The following is a 17,484-nucleotide window of genomic DNA, read 5'->3' as shown; positions in this document are numbered from 1 at the left end:
AGCCTTGAAAACGACGAGGACCTTTCCTGTTATCCGCGATCCAGCCAGGACAAGTCCTACGACACTGCTAGGATGGAAAGGGGACGACAACGCTTCAAAATGAATGGAGTTGCAGCAGGCAACGAGCCCAAGTCTAGAAACGATCGTCCAACTCGACCGTTTCCATCACTTTCGTATTCCGTTCGACGGCGACCACCGTCGTCCGTTGGCGAAGACCATCGCGGCTTTCCGCCGTGACCGGCAAAACTTGACGCTTGTCCGGTAGCTTCATTCGAACGGTGAACGAACCGTCGGCTTGAAGCTTGACCGGTCGACCGGCGATACTCACCGTTGCATTCGGAGTGGTCTTGCCGAACACGATCAGCTCCGCATCGACCTTGAACGGCAACCTGGTTTGTCGTAGCAAGCTGGGGTCGGCCACCATTTGGCCCTGATCACCTCGGCTAGGCATTGGACGCTGCAGACGGTCCTCGAAAACCTCCTTCAAGTCACCAGCGTCGTTGTCGTAGCCGCCACTGAGTGAATAAATTCGCTCGTAATCTTCCGCAATGTCACTCCAGTGCTCATCGAGCCGCTCGCATTCGCCGGGATTCGGCGTTTCGACAACATTGCTGCGGCAAAGCGTGTAGAAATCACCGGTATCTGCCAAATACCCGATGACGACGCGGAATCGCGCCGGTGGCTCGTCCACGTCGATGTACCAGTTGTCCACCCCACCATGAATGGGGATATCCCGCGCAACCACTTCGGCACGATTGTTGGAAATGTCGCCAACCGCCAGCAGTCGCAGCATCGGTTTCGCAGAATGCCACCGCTCGGCCATGGCCGACTCAGCTCGCTGGACACTCGCTCGTGTGATCTCCCAACTCGCTTGAAGCCAATAAGAGTCACGCACCAGCAACACCACTCGGTCTTGGTGAGGTTCCGCCGCTCGGACCCGGTTTGCGCCCTTGGAGACGGCCGAACCACCAACCAACGTGCCGGTGGAAAGATCACGGTGCTGTTGCATCGTTTCTCGTCGGCTACGCATCTGAGCTCGAATGCGAGCGGTTTTTGCTGAAATCCGCTCGTTTTCCTCTTTCTTGGACATCTCCTCTGCTGCTCGCTGAGAATTCGCCGCAGCGGTCCGGGCTCGGGCGGCTGCGATTCGAGCCGACTTGCTCGGCGCGGGTCGACTGGTTGAATTGCTCGGAGTCGGCGTTTGCTTCACATCCACCTTGGAAGTTGATCGATTCACAACGCTCGGACGGGACCGCGAATTCGGCGATGCCTTCTTCTTATCGCTTTTGGTCCCATTCTTCGCATCCGCTTTCCGCCGTAGACGCCGCTGGACCTTCGAGATCGCGGTGACGAGATCGTCTTTCCGCATCCCGTGCCAGCCTTCGACTCCATAATTCTTGGCTAATTCAGCGAGTTCGCGTCGTGTTTGTGCTTTTAAGTCTGCGGTCTTGATCACCCTGCATATCTCCCAGCTGTTGAACTCGCCCGAATCACTCGGTTCCAAGTTGTCTATAAATCATGATTGATACGGCACCTTCCTCGTCCGGAACGGCCCCGACGCCCCGCACTAAAATGCCTCCCTTGCCTGCGACCGATTCGCCCTGCCGTCGGGCGATTGTGCTATTTTCGCCCCGATTTTCGACAGTAATGGCATAATCGTCACCGGAATCATTATGGCAAGGGAGCCCGCTCGGTTCTAGATGCAGCTGGCGAAAAGCTTGACATTCCCCCTTAGAAATCAGGGGAGCAGCCCTATTCTTCGTAAAAATAGTGTTAGAAAACGCATTCTTCCCAACTTGCCCTGGGCGAGTGCCTTGTCAAACTTGCCAAGTGTTCCCGTACTCTTGCCAAGGCTTAAGGAATGTTGTGGTGCCTTCCGTTACGAACGAAACGAACGAGTGGCCATAAAAAAATCCGAATGGGGGTGCGGCAAAATGTCGCGTCTGGCCTGTGGCGAATGCTCTCGCGCCTGCTTGTGCGAGGAAGTGCGGCCGGGGAACCTGCAGCAGACGATGAGGTACCAGAATGGATGAATCTGAGAGAAGAACGACGACCGGACCGATGCGGGCCGAACCGACGGACGCACCCATCGAGGGCAGCGGTTTGTTGCCGCCAGGTCAACGGTTTTCGTCAGATACGGCATGGTTTCGCTACGCCGGCATGGGGCTTGAACTGGCCGGGACGACCCTCCTCCTTACCGCGTTGGGATACTGGATTGATGCTTGGCGCGACGCCGAGCGGCCGTTGGCGACCGCACTGGGCATGCTCGTTGGATTCAGCCTTGGGATGACTCGATTCATCATCGTGGCACTCAACAGTGGGGTGTCGCAAGGCGCTACGCCGCCAGGAAGGCATATGAGCGAGAAACACTAAATGGAGCGATTTTGCAAGGAAAACCAGGCTCAAAACGTGCCGAGAACGGGTGACCCAAGCCACCCCAGCGGCGGTCGCGTGCGGAATGTCCAAACGGGCTGCGTTTACGTGATCGCGCTTCGCAACGTACTGGCATGCTGGATATTGGCTGTGGGGATGGGTGCCCTCACGACCGGGATCGTGGCGCCCGATCGGTTGCCCAGCTTTCTGATCCTCTCGATCTTCAGCGGGATGATCGCGATCAGTTCGTTGCTGCCCGGCCTGGGCTTGGGCGTGGCCAAGGAGGCCATTTCAAGGGGACAGAGGGATGTGAACAAAAAGGTGGACAGCCAGGTCGAACCGGGACAGGCGGCGCTGGCTCCCTTGACCCCATCGGAGCTCGACGAAGTCGCTCAGAGACGCATTGAACAAGGGGCCGAATTCGGTCGATTCCTGTTCGCTTGGGCGGCGGCGATGATGTTTCGTTTGGTCGGGACGGTTGCGTTGTTTTTGTTCTGCCGTTATCAATTGGCCGAACCAGAAGGTTGGCTCGCGCTGATCGTCCTCGGTTGGTACATCTACCTGACGACGATTGAAGTGTCTACTCTTGCCCGGGCCATGAATTTCCGCTCATGAATCGCTAACCAAAACGACGTTTTCGGATGCCTTTCCTCGTTGCCGCTGCCGATCATAGCCCAATCACTCATGTGGTTCCGCATCCGCTGCATCCTGAGCCGATTTTTGACCTCCACGTTGGGGGTGGCGACATTCCAGCGTTGAACATCTACGACGGGCACTATCGGTTCTTCATCACCAATCATTTGATGATGACGGCGGTGGCAGCGATCACGGTATTCATCGTTTTTGCCTATGTGGCGATGCGAGTTCGTCCGAAAGGCGAAGGATTGCAGGCCTATAAAACGAAGGGTCGGTTTTCGCAATTGTTTGAAACGATGGCCGCGTTCATCCGTGACGAAGTGGCTCGCCCAAATCTTGGCTCCTTGACCGACAAGTACATCTACTACATTTGGACCGTTTTCTTCTTCATCCTGTTTTGCAATGTGATGGGTTTGATTCCGATCGGTTACATCCTTCAATCGATTACGGGCGACACTCATTTTTCGCACTGGGGGGGAACCGCGACGGGGAACTTGTCGCTCAACGTGATGTTGGCGCTGACGAGTTTCGCGGCGATTTTGTTTATTGGGATTCGCGAAACGGGTGCCAAAGCTTTTTTTGCCCACTTCAACCCGGTCGGCTGGGACGATCCCAAGATGTTGCTGATTGGTATCCCGCTCTACGTCTTGGAGTGGGTGGGTCTGCTCATCAAGTCGGTGGTCCTTGCCATGCGACTTTTCGGAACCATGATGGCGGGGCACCTTGTGATTGCCGCCATCGTTAGCCTTGTTTTCATGGCCGCGAAAGTTTCTCCGATGCTCGGCTACGGCGTAGAGTTCTCAGTGATTCTCGGTGGCATTGCCCTTACGCTGTTGGAGTTGTTCATCTGTTTCTTACAGGCGTTCATCTTCACGTTTTTGACGGTCCTGTTCATTTCGATGACTGCCACGCACCACGAGGATCACGAACATGATGATCCCCATTCGGACGCGGGACGAATGGACCTGGATAAAATCACGGACCTGAAACGTTTAGGTCCCTTGGTCGACTAGTTCGTTTGTTAAATTGACTTTCACCCAATCGGTCTGCTATCGGCGAACGGTCGCAGACTTTTCACTTTCGAGAAAAATACCTCAGGAGTAATGCGAAGATGTTTGAAATGGCGATGATGTTGGCACAAGAGGCCGTCGTTCAAGATTCAATGAATTTCGGCAAGATGGGCCTTGGCATCGGCGTTGGTCTTGTGATCCTTGGCGCAGGCTGGGGCATTGGCCGTATCGGTGGCACCGCAGTGGAATCCATTTCGCGTCAACCCGAAGCCGCTGGCCCGATTAGCACCCAAATGCTAATTTCCGCGGCGTTGATCGAAGGGGTGACCGTGATTGCGTTGATTGTGATGTTCATGCTTAACGGCTAGTTTCGTTTGCTGAATTTGTTTTCCGTTCTCCGTTTGTTGCGTGTGAAGGCACCCTGATGCTTTTGAAATTGGTTCGTTTGTCGATTCCGTGCCTCGTTGCAGTGACGTTTGGCGGCATCTCGTCAACGGTTTGTTTTGCGGAGGCTGCCGATGCGGTGCATCAAAACGCTGCGGTCGACGGTGAAGGCCAAGCGATTGAACACGAAGATGCCCATACGCCACCGATTTTGCAGTTCGATGTCGGTTCGGCGGTCGTCAACATTGGGATCTTTCTCGGCGTGTTGGCCATTTTGTCAAAGTTCGTATGGCCGCCAGTCCTCAATGGTTTGAAAGCACGCGAGGACAAGATCCATAGTGACTTGGCAAATGCTGAGCGAATCAATACGGAAGCTCGTACGATGCTCGATCAGTACCAAACGAAGCTTGACGAAGCGTCCGGTCAAGTCCAAGCGATGTTGGCCGAGGCACGTCAAGATGCCGAGGCCAACAGCCAACGGATTTTGGCCGAGGCGAAAGCAGAAGCCGATCGCAATCGCGAGCGTGCGGTTGCTGATATCGACACAGCGAAAAAAGTCGCACTGACCGAGCTCGCCGGACAAACGTCGAACATCGCGATGCAAGTTGCCAAGCAAGTGGTCGGTCGCGAACTTCGCCCCGAAGATCATGCCGATTTGGTTCGCCAATCGCTCGATCGATTGCCCAGCAATAATTAGCGTTGCTTGAAAAGGGGTGCGATCCCTTTGTCAGCAACGGATCTGTTTTCCGTTCCATCCGACTTTATCAATGCGTTGCCAAAAAACGCAAGAGCCACTATGAGCGAAGCCCCGAAACACGACACGGTTCTTGATACCGGCGCCGAGCAATTGGGCAGGACCTACGCGCGGGCTCTGATGGGTGCAGCACAAAACGAAGGGGTGGCCGACCAAGTGGTCGAGCAGCTCGGTCGCGTCGTGGACGATTACCTTTCGCAAAGTGAACCGCTTGCCACGACGTTCGCGTCGCCTCGCGTGAAGCAGGAAGAAAAGATTCGTGTCATCGATCGACTCTTTGCTGACGATTTTCACCCAGTGCTTGTGAAGTTCTTGAAGGTGATGGCCCATCGTGAGCGTCTCGGCTACGTCGCCGCTGTCCGCATCGCAGCCGAAACCTTGTTGGATGAATCGGTGGGACAAGTTGTAGCATCCGTTCGTACGGCCACCGCACTCAATGAAGCCCTGCGTGGGCAAGTCACCGAACGATTGTCGGCCGTGTTGGGTCGGGCGGTTCGGTTGGAGGAAACGGTCGACCCCGATTTGGTCGGCGGGATGGTGATTCGCGTTGGCGACACGGTGTTCGACGGCAGCGTCGCCAATCGGCTTGATCAAATGGGCCGTAAGGCTCGCGAAGGCTTCTCGAGCCAGTTGATGAAACGGTTTGAGTCGTTTTTGAATGACAACACGTAAATTTTAGAAATACAAACCAACGCCCCTATCCATTGATTAGCGTTACCCATGAAATTTAGCAGCGACGAGATCGCATCGGTCCTCCAACAAGAGATCGATCAATTCGACAATAAGATTGATGTTCGCGAAGTCGGCACCGTATTAGAAGTCGGTGACGGGATCGCACGCGTCTACGGCCTGTCAGGCGTGATGGCCGGTGAAATGGTTGAATTCCCCAACGGCGCGATTGGACTCGCCTTCAACCTTGAGGAGAACTCCGTCGGCGTGATCATCCTCGGCGACTACCTGTCGATCGAAGAAGGTGACGAAGTCAAAGCCCTTGGAACGTTGCTTAGCGTTCCTGCCGGCGATGCTGTCATGGGACGTGTCCTTGACCCACTCGGCAACCCGCTCGACGGCAAAGGCCCCGTTCAAACCGATATCACTCGTCCCGTGGAAATCATCGCAACCGGCGTTGCCGAACGGCAACCGGTAACCGAACCGATGCAGACGGGCGTGAAAGCGATCGACGCGATGACGCCGATTGGACGTGGGCAACGTGAATTGATCATTGGTGACCGAAAAACCGGCAAGACGGCGATTGCGATCGATGCGATCATCAACCAAAAAGGCACGGGGGTGAAGTGCTTCTACATCGCGATCGGCCAAAAGGACTCCGCGGTGGCCAGCATCGTCGAAGTGCTGACGCAGAAAGGTGCCATGGAATACACCTGCGTGATCGCTTCGGGGGCAAGTGCACCCGCGCCGCTGCAATACATTGCACCCTACGCTGGCACGGCGATGGCCGAGCACTTTATGTTCAACGGCGGACACGCCTTGGTGGTTTACGATGACCTCAGCAAACAGGCGGTTGCGTATCGCCAAATGAGTCTGTTGATGCGTCGCCCGCCGGGTCGTGAAGCTTACCCCGGGGACGTTTTTTACTGTCACAGCCGGTTGCTGGAACGATCGGCGAAATTGTCGGATGAACTCGGTGGTGGCTCGATCACCAGTTTGCCGATCATTGAAACACTCGAAGGCGAGGTTTCTGCCTACATTCCGACCAACGTGATTTCGATCACCGATGGACAAATCTACCTGCAGCCCGACTTGTTCTTTGCGGGAATTCGTCCAGCAATGAACGCGGGGATCTCGGTTTCACGAGTGGGCGGTGCGGCTCAAATCAAAGCCATGAAAAAAGTGGCCGGTGGCTTGCGCCTCGACTTGGCTGCGTTTCGTGCCTTAGAAGCGTTCGCCCAGCTTGGCACCGACTTGGATCCGGCCACCCAAGCCCAACTTGACCGCGGATACCGTATGGTGGAATTGCTGAAGCAACCGCAATACCAACCGATGTCGGTCTCCGACCAAGTGCTAAGCCTGTACGCGGGAACACGTGGACACCTTGACGATGTGCCGATCAAAGCGGTCCCCCAATGGGAAAAAGACTTCTTGCAATATGCCAAAGACAAGCATGGCAAATTGTGCGACGAACTTGCTGAAAAGCAGGATCTGACCGACGAAGTCGCCGAAAAGATCGTTTCGATCATCAAGGAATTCAAAGCGGGCTACAAGCCTGCGGAAGCTTAAACCAGTAACTACCCCTGTGGCCAAAGAAGTGAGGATTCCGATGTCCAACCCCTTTACGCCACCCGAATCGAATCAGGCAAACGACCCAGCATCGATCGATGAATTTTCAACAAGCCAGGATGATCGCAATTTAGCCCTCATCGCGCACCTTAGCGGGTGTGCGGGCATTGCACTGGGCGGCTTGGTTGGTTTCGTCGGACCGTTGGTTCTTTACTTGATGTACAAAGACAAGTCACCTTTTGTGGAGTCACAAGCGAAAGAAGCACTCAACTTCCAAATCACGCTGTTGATCCTAAGTGTCATTTGTGTGGTCATCACCGTGGCGACCTGCGGAACGCTGTTCCCGATCGTGTTTGTCCCGATGGTCTTGCAAATCGTATTTGGAATTGTTGCCGCTTTGGCGGTTCGAGACGGGAAACCTTACCAGTATCCCTATAACCTTCGTTTGTTCCAGTAGTTTAAAATTATGGCCAACGCACGAGCACTCGATAAACGTCGCAAGTCAATTCGAAACATCCGCAAGATCACGCGGACGATGGAATTGATTGCGACGGCGCGTTACAAGAAAGCGATGGATCGTGCGCACGCGGCGACGGCTTACACGAACCAAATCACCAAGATCGTCAGCCGTTTGGCAGCTGCCGGCTTGGAGGTCCAACACCCGTTGTTGGAAAAACGCGAAGTCACCCAACACGCCCGCGCGTTGGTGTTGACCAGCAATCGGGGATTGTGCGGCGGCTACAACGGCAACGTCCTTCGTGCTGCCATGCCGCTGATCCGCGAGCTTCGCGAATCGATCGACGATGTTCCGGTCGATGTCAGTGGCAAACGGGGTATGAACGGTTTCAAGTTCCGAAAAATTAAGATAGCGGACGCCTACCTTAATTTCGAAGACCAGCCCGCGTTTGCCGAAGTGGAGAAGATCGCCGAGAAATACCTGTCGATGTACATCACCGGGGAACTCGATCGGTTGGATGTCGTTTACACAAAATTCATTAGCACCAGTCGCCAACAAGCGACGGTCGAAACGCTTTTGCCACTCGGTTCACTCGACGCCGAGGATGCATCGTCTGCGGAAAGCGGAGTTAACGCCGAGTATGAGTTTCTGCCGTCGGCCGAAAGTATCCTGGAGGAGGTCGTGCCGACCAGCTTCAAGGTTCGGTTGTTCAAGTGCTTCCTCGATGCGGCCGTCAGCGAGCAGGTGGCTCGGATGATCGCGATGAAGGGTGCAACGGAGAACGCGGGCGACATGATCAAACAGCTTTCGATGACCTACAACCGAGCACGACAAAGCCAAATCACTGGCGAGATCATGGAAATCATCGGCGGCGTCGAAGCCCTCGAAGGATAGAAAACAACGTAGCGGAAGTCGCAGCGACTTTCGTTGAACACGGCGGAAACGGAACTCGCAGAGAGTTCCGGTACCGACGATCACCCTACTTGAAACCAAACTAACAAAAACATGTCTACTGCAACCGAACAAGGCGTGATCGGCAAGGTCACACAAGTGATTGGATCGACCTTTGATGCGGAATTCCCGGAAGGCCAGTTGCCGAAGATTTACAACGCGGTTGAAATCAAAAGCGAGCACAAAGGTGTGACGATCAACTTGATCGGTGAGGTTCAACAGCACCTCGGTGGCGGTCGCGTTCGTGCGATTGCGTTGGGCAGCACCGACGGAATGATGCGTGGCATGGACGTGTTGGACTTGGGCAAACCGGTCACAGTGCCCGTGGGTCAACAAACCCTCGGCCGGGTCTTCAATGTGCTCGGTAACCCGATCGACAATCGTGGCCCTGTCGAAGCCGATGACTATTGGCCGATCCACCGTCAAGCTCCGGTCATCTCGGAACTGTCGACCAGCACCGAAGTGTTTGAAACCGGCATCAAGGTGATTGACCTGCTGACCCCGTTCGTTCGCGGCGGAAAAGCGGGGCTGTTCGGCGGTGCGGGGCTCGGCAAGACGGTGATTCTAACCGAGTTGATCGCTCGGATCGCCAGCAGCCATGGTGGCTATTCGGTGTTCGCGGGGGTCGGAGAACGAACCCGTGAAGGAACCGACCTTTGGCTGGAAATGCAAGAAACCGAAATCGGTCAAACCGGCCGCAAGGTGATCGAGCAAACCTGCATGGTGTTCGGCCAAATGAACGAACCACCGGGGTCGCGTCTACGCGTCGCGCTTTCGGCTCTGACCATGGCCGAGTATTTCCGCGATTCCACGGGTGCAGACACGCTGTTGTTCGTCGACAACATTTTCCGTTTTTCACAAGCCGGTTCCGAAGTTTCGGCACTGCTGGGACGTATGCCATCGGCGGTGGGCTATCAACCAACGCTTGCGACGGAGATGGGGGCACTTCAAGAACGCATCACGTCCACCAAGAAGGGTGCGATCACGTCGGTGCAAGCGGTTTACGTTCCTGCGGATGACCCGACCGACCCCGCCCCTGCGACCGCTTTTAGCCAACTTGACGCCTTCATTTACTTGGAACGATCGATTTCCGAAAAGGGGATTTATCCAGCGATTGACCCCCTCGCATCGAACTCGCGTATCTTGGATCCTCAGTATGTTGGGGATCGTCATTACGCGATCGCTCGCCGAGTGCAAACCATTCTGCAACGGTACCGCGAACTTCAAGACATCATCGCGATTCTTGGCGTCGACGAGTTGAACGAAGAGGACAAGACGGTCGTGCATCGTGCACGTCGGATCGAGCGGTTCTTGTCGCAACCGTTCTTGGTCGCCGAAGTGTTCACCGGCAAGGCGGGGGAAATCACATCACTCGAGGACACGATCCGCAGCTTTGAAGAGATTTGTGATGGCAAGTGGGACCATCTGCCCGAGCAAGCCTTCATGTATGTCGGTGTGATCGAGCAGGCCGAAGCCCAAGCCAAAAAGATGGAGTTGAAGTAGCCGATGTCGATTCGATGTGTTGTCGTGACTCCCGAAAAAACCGAGTTTGACCGTGAGGCCGATTCGGTGGTGTTGCCGATGTTCGACGGCGAGCTTGGCGTCTTGAACGGCCGCGCTCCGTTCATTGGTCGACTTGGTTATGGGACGCTGCGTCTGCAAACGGCGGCGGGACCCGAGCGATACTTCATCGACGGCGGCTTCGCTCAAGTGGAGAAGGACGTCGTTAACGTCCTCACTTCCCGGGCGGTCCCTGTCGACTTGCTCGACAGCGAGCAGGCGCAAGCCTCGTTGGAGAAAGCGTTCGAAATGCCCTCGGTCACGCCGGAGCAAGCTTCGCTGAAAGAAACCGCCATCCGCCGAGCTCGAGGGCAATTGCGAGCGTCGCGATAACCCGGTTGATTGATGTAGAGTGGGTCTTGGCGAAGGTCATCAGCGAATACGCTCCCACCACATTTTTCGCTGTTAATCCGTAAGTCAGCCACAAAAGGCCGGTCCAGTAAGCTGCCACGATTTCTCCGGGGCCAGACCTTCCTTATCGCTCACACAGCTGCGCACTTTGAAAAAGTCGGCGGTACGCCATCCTGGGGCGGCTCGGTTCGGTTAAACTATGGGGGCATCCCGCATCCTGTAGACGAAAAGGCGAAAAATGAGCGAAGAGTCGGAACTATTTGGACGAATTGGTGGCACCGAGGGTCTGTCGAAGATCGTCGATACGATGTACGAGTTGGTGTTGGCCGATCCCGAGCTATCGCCCATTTTTCAGCACGCCGATATGGAACGTGTGCGGAAAATGCAATTCGAGTTTCTCGCGGGCGCTTTTGACGGGCCATTGAATTACGCCGGTGTCGAATTGACCGCGGCTCATCGTAACCGCGGCATTCGTGCACAGCACTTTGCCAAGTTCTGCAGTCATTTTGCGGACTCCGCGAAACAACATGGCGTTAGCGATCGGGATATCGATAACGCTCTCGGGCGATTGGCCACGTTTAAGGACAAAATCACCGGCGAGATGAACGTCGACGGTTGACCTCGATCACCTTAAGTTCTCCATCAGGAACGACCAGGTGTCGGCGTACTCGTCGATCTTTTTGGTCACGGGAGTGCCCGCTCCGTGGCCGGCCCTTGTCTCGATGCGAATCAACGTGGGATGGTCACAAGCTTGTGCCGCTTGAAGCGTGGCTGCGAACTTAAAGCTGTGCCCAGGAACGACCCGGTCATCACGGTCGGCGGTGGTGATCAGTGTAGCAGGATAGCAGGATCCCGATTCGATATTGTGAAGCGGCGAATAGGACAACAAGTTTTCGACTTGATCGGCTTCGTCACTGCTGCCAAATTCAGTCACCCAAGCCCATCCAATCGTGAACTTGTGGTACCGCAACATATCCATCACACCGACACCTGGCAGGCAAGCTCCGAATAAATCAGGACGCTGAGTCATGACCGCTCCGATCAACAAACCTCCGTTGCTTCGGCCTTGCCCCGCCAACAAGTGACTCTGGGTATAGCCCTTCTGGATCAAGTGTTCCGCCGATGCGATAAAGTCATCGAAGACATTTTGTTTCTTCAATCTCATGCCGTCCTCATGCCAATCGCGTCCGTACTCGCCGCCGCCACGAAGATTGGCCACTGCATAGATACCGCCGCTGTCGATCCAAGCTGCATTGGCTGGCGAAAACGATGGCGTGATTGAGATGTTGAAACCGCCGTAGGCATACAGCAACGTTCGGTTACCACCATCAAGTTTCGTGTCGCGGTGACGAGTCACAATGATCGGCACCTGAGTCCCATCTGGGCTGGTCGCGAACAGTTGCTCGGTAATGAAATCGTCCACATTGATGGCAACCTCGGGAGTCCGCCACAGCGACGTCTGGCCGGTTTTCAAGTCAACACGATAGATCGATTCGGGGGTGACGTAGTTGGTAAACCCAAAAAACGTCTCCGTGGCATCTTGACGGCCACCGAATCCGTGCACGGAACCCACACCGGGCAAAGCCAAATCATCGATCCACTCGCCCGCGATCGAATGGCGTGCAATGTGGCTGCGAGCATCCTTTAAAGAGTTGAGATAAAATGTTTCGCCAAACAGACTCACCGATTCCAGAACGTCATCGGATTCCCCCACGACTTCCTTCCAGTCGGCTCGTCCGCTATTCCCTACGGTGACGGCAATCAAACGTCGTCGCGGGGCTTCGTGGTCGGTCAGAAAGTACAGGACATCTTCTCTTGAACCGATGCACTCGTATTCGGCGTCGAATCCCATGATCAGTGGGTTTACGGTTGCGTTCGGGTTCGTGAGGTCTTTCACGAAGACTTGCGACTTCGGTTCGCTTCCTTTCCAGTTGTGAATCACCAAGTAGCGTCCGTCATCGGTCACCGAGGGTTGGAATCCCCACTTGGGCTCGTCGGGTCGCTCGAGAATCAGCTGGTCCTTGGATTGATCGTCGCCGAGTCGGTGAAAAAAGAGAGTCTGGTTTTCGTTCTTACCGAGCAGCGCTTCGCCTTCGACGGGTTCGGCGTAGCGTGCGTAGAAAAAGCCGCTAGCGTCAGGCATCCAGGCGATGCCACTGAACTTCACCCAACGGACGGTGTCCGGCAGATCGTCCCCCGTTTCGACATCACGAACCCTCCAGGTCCGCCAATCGCTTCCCCCGTCCGCGAGTGCGTAGGCACATCGCCGTCCGTCTTTGGTGATCGCGGTTCCTGCCAGCGCGACCGTGCCGTCTTGACTTAACGTGTTGGGGTCGATCAACACTTCGCGGTCGGCATCGAGCGAGGCAGCCTTGTACAGCACGCTCTGGTCCTGCAAACCGTTGTTGTGGGTATAGAAGTATCGGTCACCCTTGGACGCAGGCAGCCCAAACCGTTCGTAATTCCACAGTTTCTCGAGCCGATCCCGCATGGCCGACCGCTGCGGTAATGATTGCAAGTAGCCCTGAGTGACTTCGTTCTGAGCTCTGACCCACTGGGCCGTTTCCACGCTTTCCGTGTCCTCGAGCCAACGGTAAGGATCCGCGACGATGTGGCCGTGGTAATCGTCCGTTACGTCAACCCTCTTGGATTGGGGATATTGCATCGTGTTTGTCGATTTCTTGGTCGGGGTCGAGTCAGCTGCGGAAAGAGGGAGTGTCGCAAGAGCCAAAAAGCATAACGGGAAACCAAACATTTGTTTGCAAAGAACGTGTAACATTGAATATCGTTTGCCTGGAGCGGTAGTGATGGTGAAAGGACGAAAGCAAGCCATGGCGGAGCCGCGCAAACGGATTGCGACCCGAAGGCAACGTAGCATCTTGCCCAGCGCGTGAAGCAAGGTCGGCTGGCCAGTTAACAGGTTGACGGGGCCCAGCATGCGTTTGGCTTCGGGGCAGCGGATGCGCAGCGTGCAAAGCGGATTCTACCTTAAAAATAGGAGAAATGGTTCGTTGGCAGCGTTCTCGGATGTCACAACCGATCAAGTTGACAGCGGACGAGTGCACGATTTTTGGGCCCGTCATCCGCTGTTGCTCTTGGCATTGGCGTCCGCAGGCGGGATTGCGGTGGACGTCGCACTGGACGTTCCATTCTCGATGCGATTGGTCGCTTGGATTTTGACCAGTGGCATCGCTGTGCTCGCCTTTGCAAACCATCGTGAACGGATCCGACGTGCGGGTCTCGTCCTGGGGGTCACGGTTTTGGGGGGACTCAGTCACGCGCACCGTGACCACCGCTATGAAACGGCTCCTCTGCTTGAAATCGCTCCGAAGTTTGCTGAACCAGCGATACTTGACGGACGAATCGACCGGCCGATCGTGATCCGACGGCATCCGCTGGGTGATTTACCGCAGCGGAAGGACCAATCGGAATGGCAGTCAATCCTCGAGCTTGACTTGACGCATTGCCGGCGGGGCCAATCGTTTCAACCGTGTCAGGGGCGTTTGTTGGTCGTCAGCAATGGACGGCTCGAACAGCTTCGCCCCGGTGACGTGGTTCGAGTTCACGGGCAACTTCAGAAGATCAACGGACCGACCAATCCGGGTGAAATCGATTTTCGTGATGTCTACCGTCACCGCGGGATTCACGCGCGAATGGATGTCGATTCGAAAGAGCAAATCGTTGTGATCGGGGAATCCTTTGATTTCGATCGTCCGATCGCTACCCTGGCCGCACGAAGCCGAGAGCTGTTGCTTCGGCACTGCGGTGGCTCGGCCGGCCCCTTGGCGGTGGCCTTGGTGATTGGACAACGTGAGTTTGTCGATTCCGACACGCGCGACTTGTTGTTGGTGACGGGAACCGCCCATCTGCTGAGTGTCAGCGGGTTGCACTTGGCGATCGTGATTGTCTTAGCGAGTTGGACGGCGACGCTGCTTCGCTTTCCCCTGAGTCTACGGATTGCTTGGATCTTGTTCATCTGTGGTCTCTACACCGCGATCACGGGCGGTCGACCTCCGGTGATGCGAGCGGCCGTTTTGGTTGGCATGGTGATGCTGTCGCTATGGTTTCGCCGTCCGGCCCAGCCCATCAACACATTGGCACTTGCTGCGTTGATCTTAATGTTTTTGAATCCCAAGAACTTGTTTCATGTAGGGGTGCAGCTGTCCTTTCTCGCCGTCGGAACCTTGTTCCTTTGTGGGCGGAGATCGATCGCCTCGAATCGAGGTGCCGAGGCTGCGTTGGAGAACGAACAGGAGCTTGACCGATTGATTCGCTCTTCGCAGCCCGCCTACTACCGGTATGGTCATTGGGTCGCCAGCAAGTTATCGAAAGCCGTCTGGTACAGCGGCTGTGTCAGCGCGATCAGCATGCCGTTGGTGTGGCACCAGTTTCATGTGGTGTCATTCGTCGGTGTCGTCACGAACATCGTATTGAGTCCCTTCTTGTTTTGGTGTTTGGCGATGGGAGTGGCGACGGTGGTCGGCGGATGGATCCTTGATCCCCTGGCGGTCCTTCCTGGTTTCTTGTGCGCCGCAGGTTTGTCGGTGATGCGCGGGATCATTGACGTTGCTGCAGCGATTCCGGCGGGGCATTGGTGGTTGCCATCGCCTCCGGTGTGGTGGGTGGTTTTGTTTTATGTGGTGATGGTTGGCTCGCTATCGCTGCGTCATCCGAAGGCGTCATGGTTTCGCTACGCTTGGATCCCACTTTGGGGCTTGATTGCATGGGGATTGGCAACGACACCTTCGCCCCTGCCAGACGATTCACTCGAAGCGACATTTGTTGATGTCGGACATGGAACCTGCGTCGTGCTTCGTGATTCGAGCGATCGCGTTTGGCTTTACGATTGCGGACGACTTGCGAACAGCAATGGCAGTAGTCGAGACATTGACACGACGCTTTGGTCGATGGGAGTGACCGGTTTGGACGCGATTTTCCTATCGCATGCGGACACGGATCACTACAATGCGCTGCCAGGAATTTTGCGGCGGTTCCAGGTTGACTTGATCGTGTCCCCACCGGGGATCCTTGCCGAACGAGAGATCGGTTTGGTCGCGATCCGTCAGGCTATTCAGGCACATGCCGTACCGATTCAAGAAGTTGCCGCAGGTGATCGGGTCACGGGGTTCCGATCAGGTGTTTCGGTTTTGCACCCACCACGCTTTGAAATAGGCGGAAGTGATAACGCCAAAAGTATGGTGTTGCAGATCAACCATGGTGGGGAGGTTTTGATACTGCCCGGTGATTTAGAACGGCCTGGAACCGACGTGTTGATCAAGCAAAGACGCCCACCGCCCGGTGGCGTCTTAATGGCTCCGCATCATGGCAGTTTGACGATGGACGCCAAGTCGATATTGCAGTGGTCACGGCCCGCGGAGGTGATCGTCAGCGGCGGCAAGCGGGCCCGCAGACCGGAAGTCCGTGAAATGCTTGGTGTTTTGGGATCGACCGTCCATGTGACAGCCGACGTGGGAGCGATTCGTGTCCAGCTTGATGAGCGCGGAACGATTCGAGTGAATTCCTGGCAAGACGGCGGTTGGTAACCGCTGTGGGATCAGCTGTCGCCGATCGGATCGTCCGACAAGTCACCCTCAGTGATCATTTGGAAGCCCTTTTCTTGCAGCGTCTTCATCGCAAAATCGATGTTTTCCACCATGATCGCGACCGCCGGTTTTCCATGGGGCCGGACGAACAGGGGGTAAGCCTGAACGATATTCAGTTCCGCTTGCAACAGCGCCGTGCAAACGCGAAGCAGGGGTTGGGGGCCTTCGGGTAGCTCGATCCCCACGAGGTCCGTTTCGATGATTGCCAGTCCGCTGCGTTCAAGGATTTCACGGCCACGGTCGGCGTCGCTGACCAAAAAACGGACGAACGCACATTCGGCCGCATCGTTGATCGACAGGGCGCAAATTCGGATCCCCGTTCCCTCAAAACGCTTGACGACTTCCAGCAGCTGGCCAACCCGGTTCTCCAAAAAGACCGTAAACTGGCGCAAGGCCGGGTAGTTGCGACCGCGAGCGGTCTCGAATGCCGTTCCTGAATCCGATCCTTCGCTGTTGCCCATGATTCGCTCGTCTTGTCGCGTAAATGCTGGTAGAAAACTAGCTGCCAGTGTAGGCTTCGGCCACGTTGTTGGTCAATCTTCGTTATTTTTCTTCATCAGGGTGCAAACTTGACCCAGGCAAGCACGAATTCGCCCGTTCTGCAAAACGGTGCCACTCATACGATCAATTTTCGCGTTGAATACCACGAAACCGATGGACAGGGACATGTCCACCATTCGAGGTACGCCAGCTACTTCGAGCGCGGGCGGGTTGAGATGCTGCGGTCCGCCGGATTGAGCTACAAGCGGCTCGAAGAGGCAGGGTTCATGTTGGTGGTGACCGAAATCAACGTCAAATACCACGCTCCGTCGGGTTTTGACGATGTTTTGACCATGACGACGGAGCTGACCGGATTCCGCAAAGTCCGGCTCTATCACCGCTACCGAATCGAGCGGGATGGTCTTTTGATCGTCGAAGGCACCACCACGATCGCCTGTGTAGACCACCAGGGACAACCCCGACGGCTACCGAGTCATTGGTAACCGTTGGAGTTTAGCCGTCCGACTGCCTATTGCTTTGCTACCGCTTGATCTAAACGTAGATGGGGATGAAATGCTCGCTGCAGAGTAAAACCAAGTGATATCTAACTTCCCCTGATTTCACTCGGAGCAACGAGCAATGTCGAAAATAACCTATCACGTCGGACTGGACTATCACCAACACAGC

Annotated in this window: 17 protein-coding genes; 14 read left to right on the top strand and 3 right to left on the bottom strand. The window is 55.6% G+C overall.

Features of this window, described 5'->3' with window-relative positions; translation table 11 throughout:
* Window positions 1-133 precede the first annotated feature (133 nt).
* Entirely contained in the window at window positions 134-1,456 is a 1,323-nt protein-coding gene (locus tag Poly41_RS30325; protein ID WP_146531126.1) for a DUF4912 domain-containing protein, read from the bottom strand.
* 569 nt (window positions 1,457-2,025) lie between these two features.
* On the opposite strand from Poly41_RS30325, the gene Poly41_RS30320 reads away from it, so the two are divergent.
* The 12 genes from Poly41_RS30320 to Poly41_RS30265 all read left to right on the top strand — a co-directional run bounded on the left by Poly41_RS30320 (window position 2,026) and on the right by Poly41_RS30265 (window position 11,333).
* Window positions 2,026-2,373: an AtpZ/AtpI family protein gene (locus Poly41_RS30320; RefSeq protein ID WP_146531125.1), complete on the top strand. Its 348-nt coding sequence runs from the start codon at window positions 2,026-2,028 to the stop codon at window positions 2,371-2,373.
* Window positions 2,374-2,988: a hypothetical protein gene (locus Poly41_RS30315; protein ID WP_146531124.1), complete on the top strand. Its 615-nt coding sequence runs from the start codon at window positions 2,374-2,376 to the stop codon at window positions 2,986-2,988.
* Window positions 2,989-3,014: 26 nt separating this feature from the next.
* Entirely contained in the window at window positions 3,015-4,022 is a 1,008-nt protein-coding gene (gene atpB / locus Poly41_RS30310; protein ID WP_146531123.1) for a F0F1 ATP synthase subunit A, read from the top strand.
* A 98-nt stretch (window positions 4,023-4,120) separates the two neighbouring features.
* The gene (gene atpE, locus Poly41_RS30305; RefSeq protein WP_197231854.1) at window positions 4,121-4,387 is read left to right on the top strand and encodes an ATP synthase F0 subunit C; all 267 of its coding nucleotides are present in this window, start codon (window positions 4,121-4,123) and stop codon (window positions 4,385-4,387) included.
* Window positions 4,388-4,443: 56 nt separating this feature from the next.
* Window positions 4,444-5,100: a F0F1 ATP synthase subunit B gene (gene atpF / locus Poly41_RS30300; RefSeq protein WP_146531122.1), complete on the top strand. Its 657-nt coding sequence runs from the start codon at window positions 4,444-4,446 to the stop codon at window positions 5,098-5,100.
* Window positions 5,101-5,199: 99 nt separating this feature from the next.
* The gene (gene atpH, locus Poly41_RS30295; RefSeq protein WP_146531121.1) at window positions 5,200-5,829 is read left to right on the top strand and encodes an ATP synthase F1 subunit delta; all 630 of its coding nucleotides are present in this window, start codon (window positions 5,200-5,202) and stop codon (window positions 5,827-5,829) included.
* Between the two features lie 48 nt (window positions 5,830-5,877).
* Complete coding sequence (gene atpA / locus Poly41_RS30290; protein ID WP_146531120.1) at window positions 5,878-7,395, top strand: F0F1 ATP synthase subunit alpha; 1,518 nt, start codon at window positions 5,878-5,880, stop codon at window positions 7,393-7,395.
* 40 nt (window positions 7,396-7,435) lie between these two features.
* On the top strand, window positions 7,436-7,852 hold the full coding sequence (locus Poly41_RS30285; protein WP_146531119.1) for a DUF4870 domain-containing protein: 417 nt from the start codon (window positions 7,436-7,438) through the stop codon (window positions 7,850-7,852).
* 9 nt (window positions 7,853-7,861) lie between these two features.
* Window positions 7,862-8,746 (top strand): ATP synthase F1 subunit gamma, encoded by an 885-nt coding sequence (gene atpG, locus Poly41_RS30280; protein ID WP_146531118.1) that lies wholly within the window; start codon window positions 7,862-7,864, stop codon window positions 8,744-8,746.
* Between the two features lie 111 nt (window positions 8,747-8,857).
* On the top strand, window positions 8,858-10,306 hold the full coding sequence (atpD, locus tag Poly41_RS30275; RefSeq protein WP_146531117.1) for a F0F1 ATP synthase subunit beta: 1,449 nt from the start codon (window positions 8,858-8,860) through the stop codon (window positions 10,304-10,306).
* Between the two features lie 3 nt (window positions 10,307-10,309).
* Window positions 10,310-10,696 carry an ATP synthase F1 subunit epsilon gene (gene atpC, locus Poly41_RS30270; protein WP_146531116.1) on the top strand — a complete coding sequence of 129 codons (387 nt, stop codon included), beginning with the start codon at window positions 10,310-10,312 and terminating at the stop codon, window positions 10,694-10,696.
* A 256-nt stretch (window positions 10,697-10,952) separates the two neighbouring features.
* Window positions 10,953-11,333, top strand: coding sequence for a group I truncated hemoglobin (locus Poly41_RS30265; RefSeq protein WP_146531115.1), 381 nt, complete (start codon window positions 10,953-10,955; stop codon window positions 11,331-11,333).
* 6 nt (window positions 11,334-11,339) lie between these two features.
* Here the strand turns inward: Poly41_RS30265 and Poly41_RS30260 are convergent, their stop codons facing one another.
* Window positions 11,340-13,379, bottom strand: a complete 2,040-nt coding sequence (locus tag Poly41_RS30260; RefSeq protein ID WP_231616081.1) for a prolyl oligopeptidase family serine peptidase — start codon at window positions 13,377-13,379, stop codon at window positions 11,340-11,342.
* 346 nt (window positions 13,380-13,725) lie between these two features.
* Here Poly41_RS30260 and Poly41_RS30255 point away from each other — a divergent pair, with 346 nt between their 5' ends.
* Window positions 13,726-16,257, top strand: a complete 2,532-nt coding sequence (locus Poly41_RS30255) for a ComEC/Rec2 family competence protein (RefSeq protein WP_197231853.1) — start codon at window positions 13,726-13,728, stop codon at window positions 16,255-16,257.
* Window positions 16,258-16,268: 11 nt separating this feature from the next.
* Here the strand turns inward: Poly41_RS30255 and Poly41_RS30250 are convergent, their stop codons facing one another.
* Window positions 16,269-16,778 (bottom strand): acetolactate synthase, encoded by a 510-nt coding sequence (locus Poly41_RS30250; RefSeq protein WP_146531113.1) that lies wholly within the window; start codon window positions 16,776-16,778, stop codon window positions 16,269-16,271.
* A gap of 108 nt (window positions 16,779-16,886) precedes the next feature.
* Here Poly41_RS30250 and Poly41_RS30245 point away from each other — a divergent pair, with 108 nt between their 5' ends.
* The gene (locus Poly41_RS30245; protein WP_231616080.1) at window positions 16,887-17,300 is read left to right on the top strand and encodes an acyl-CoA thioesterase; all 414 of its coding nucleotides are present in this window, start codon (window positions 16,887-16,889) and stop codon (window positions 17,298-17,300) included.
* The last annotated feature ends 184 nt before the right edge of the window (window positions 17,301-17,484 follow it).

The organism is Novipirellula artificiosorum, from assembly GCF_007860135.1.
GTDB classification, from domain to species: Bacteria; Planctomycetota; Planctomycetia; order Pirellulales; family Pirellulaceae; genus Novipirellula_A; species Novipirellula_A artificiosorum.
Note: the sequence above shows the minus strand (reverse complement) of the source record. Positions and strands in the feature narration are given on the sequence as shown.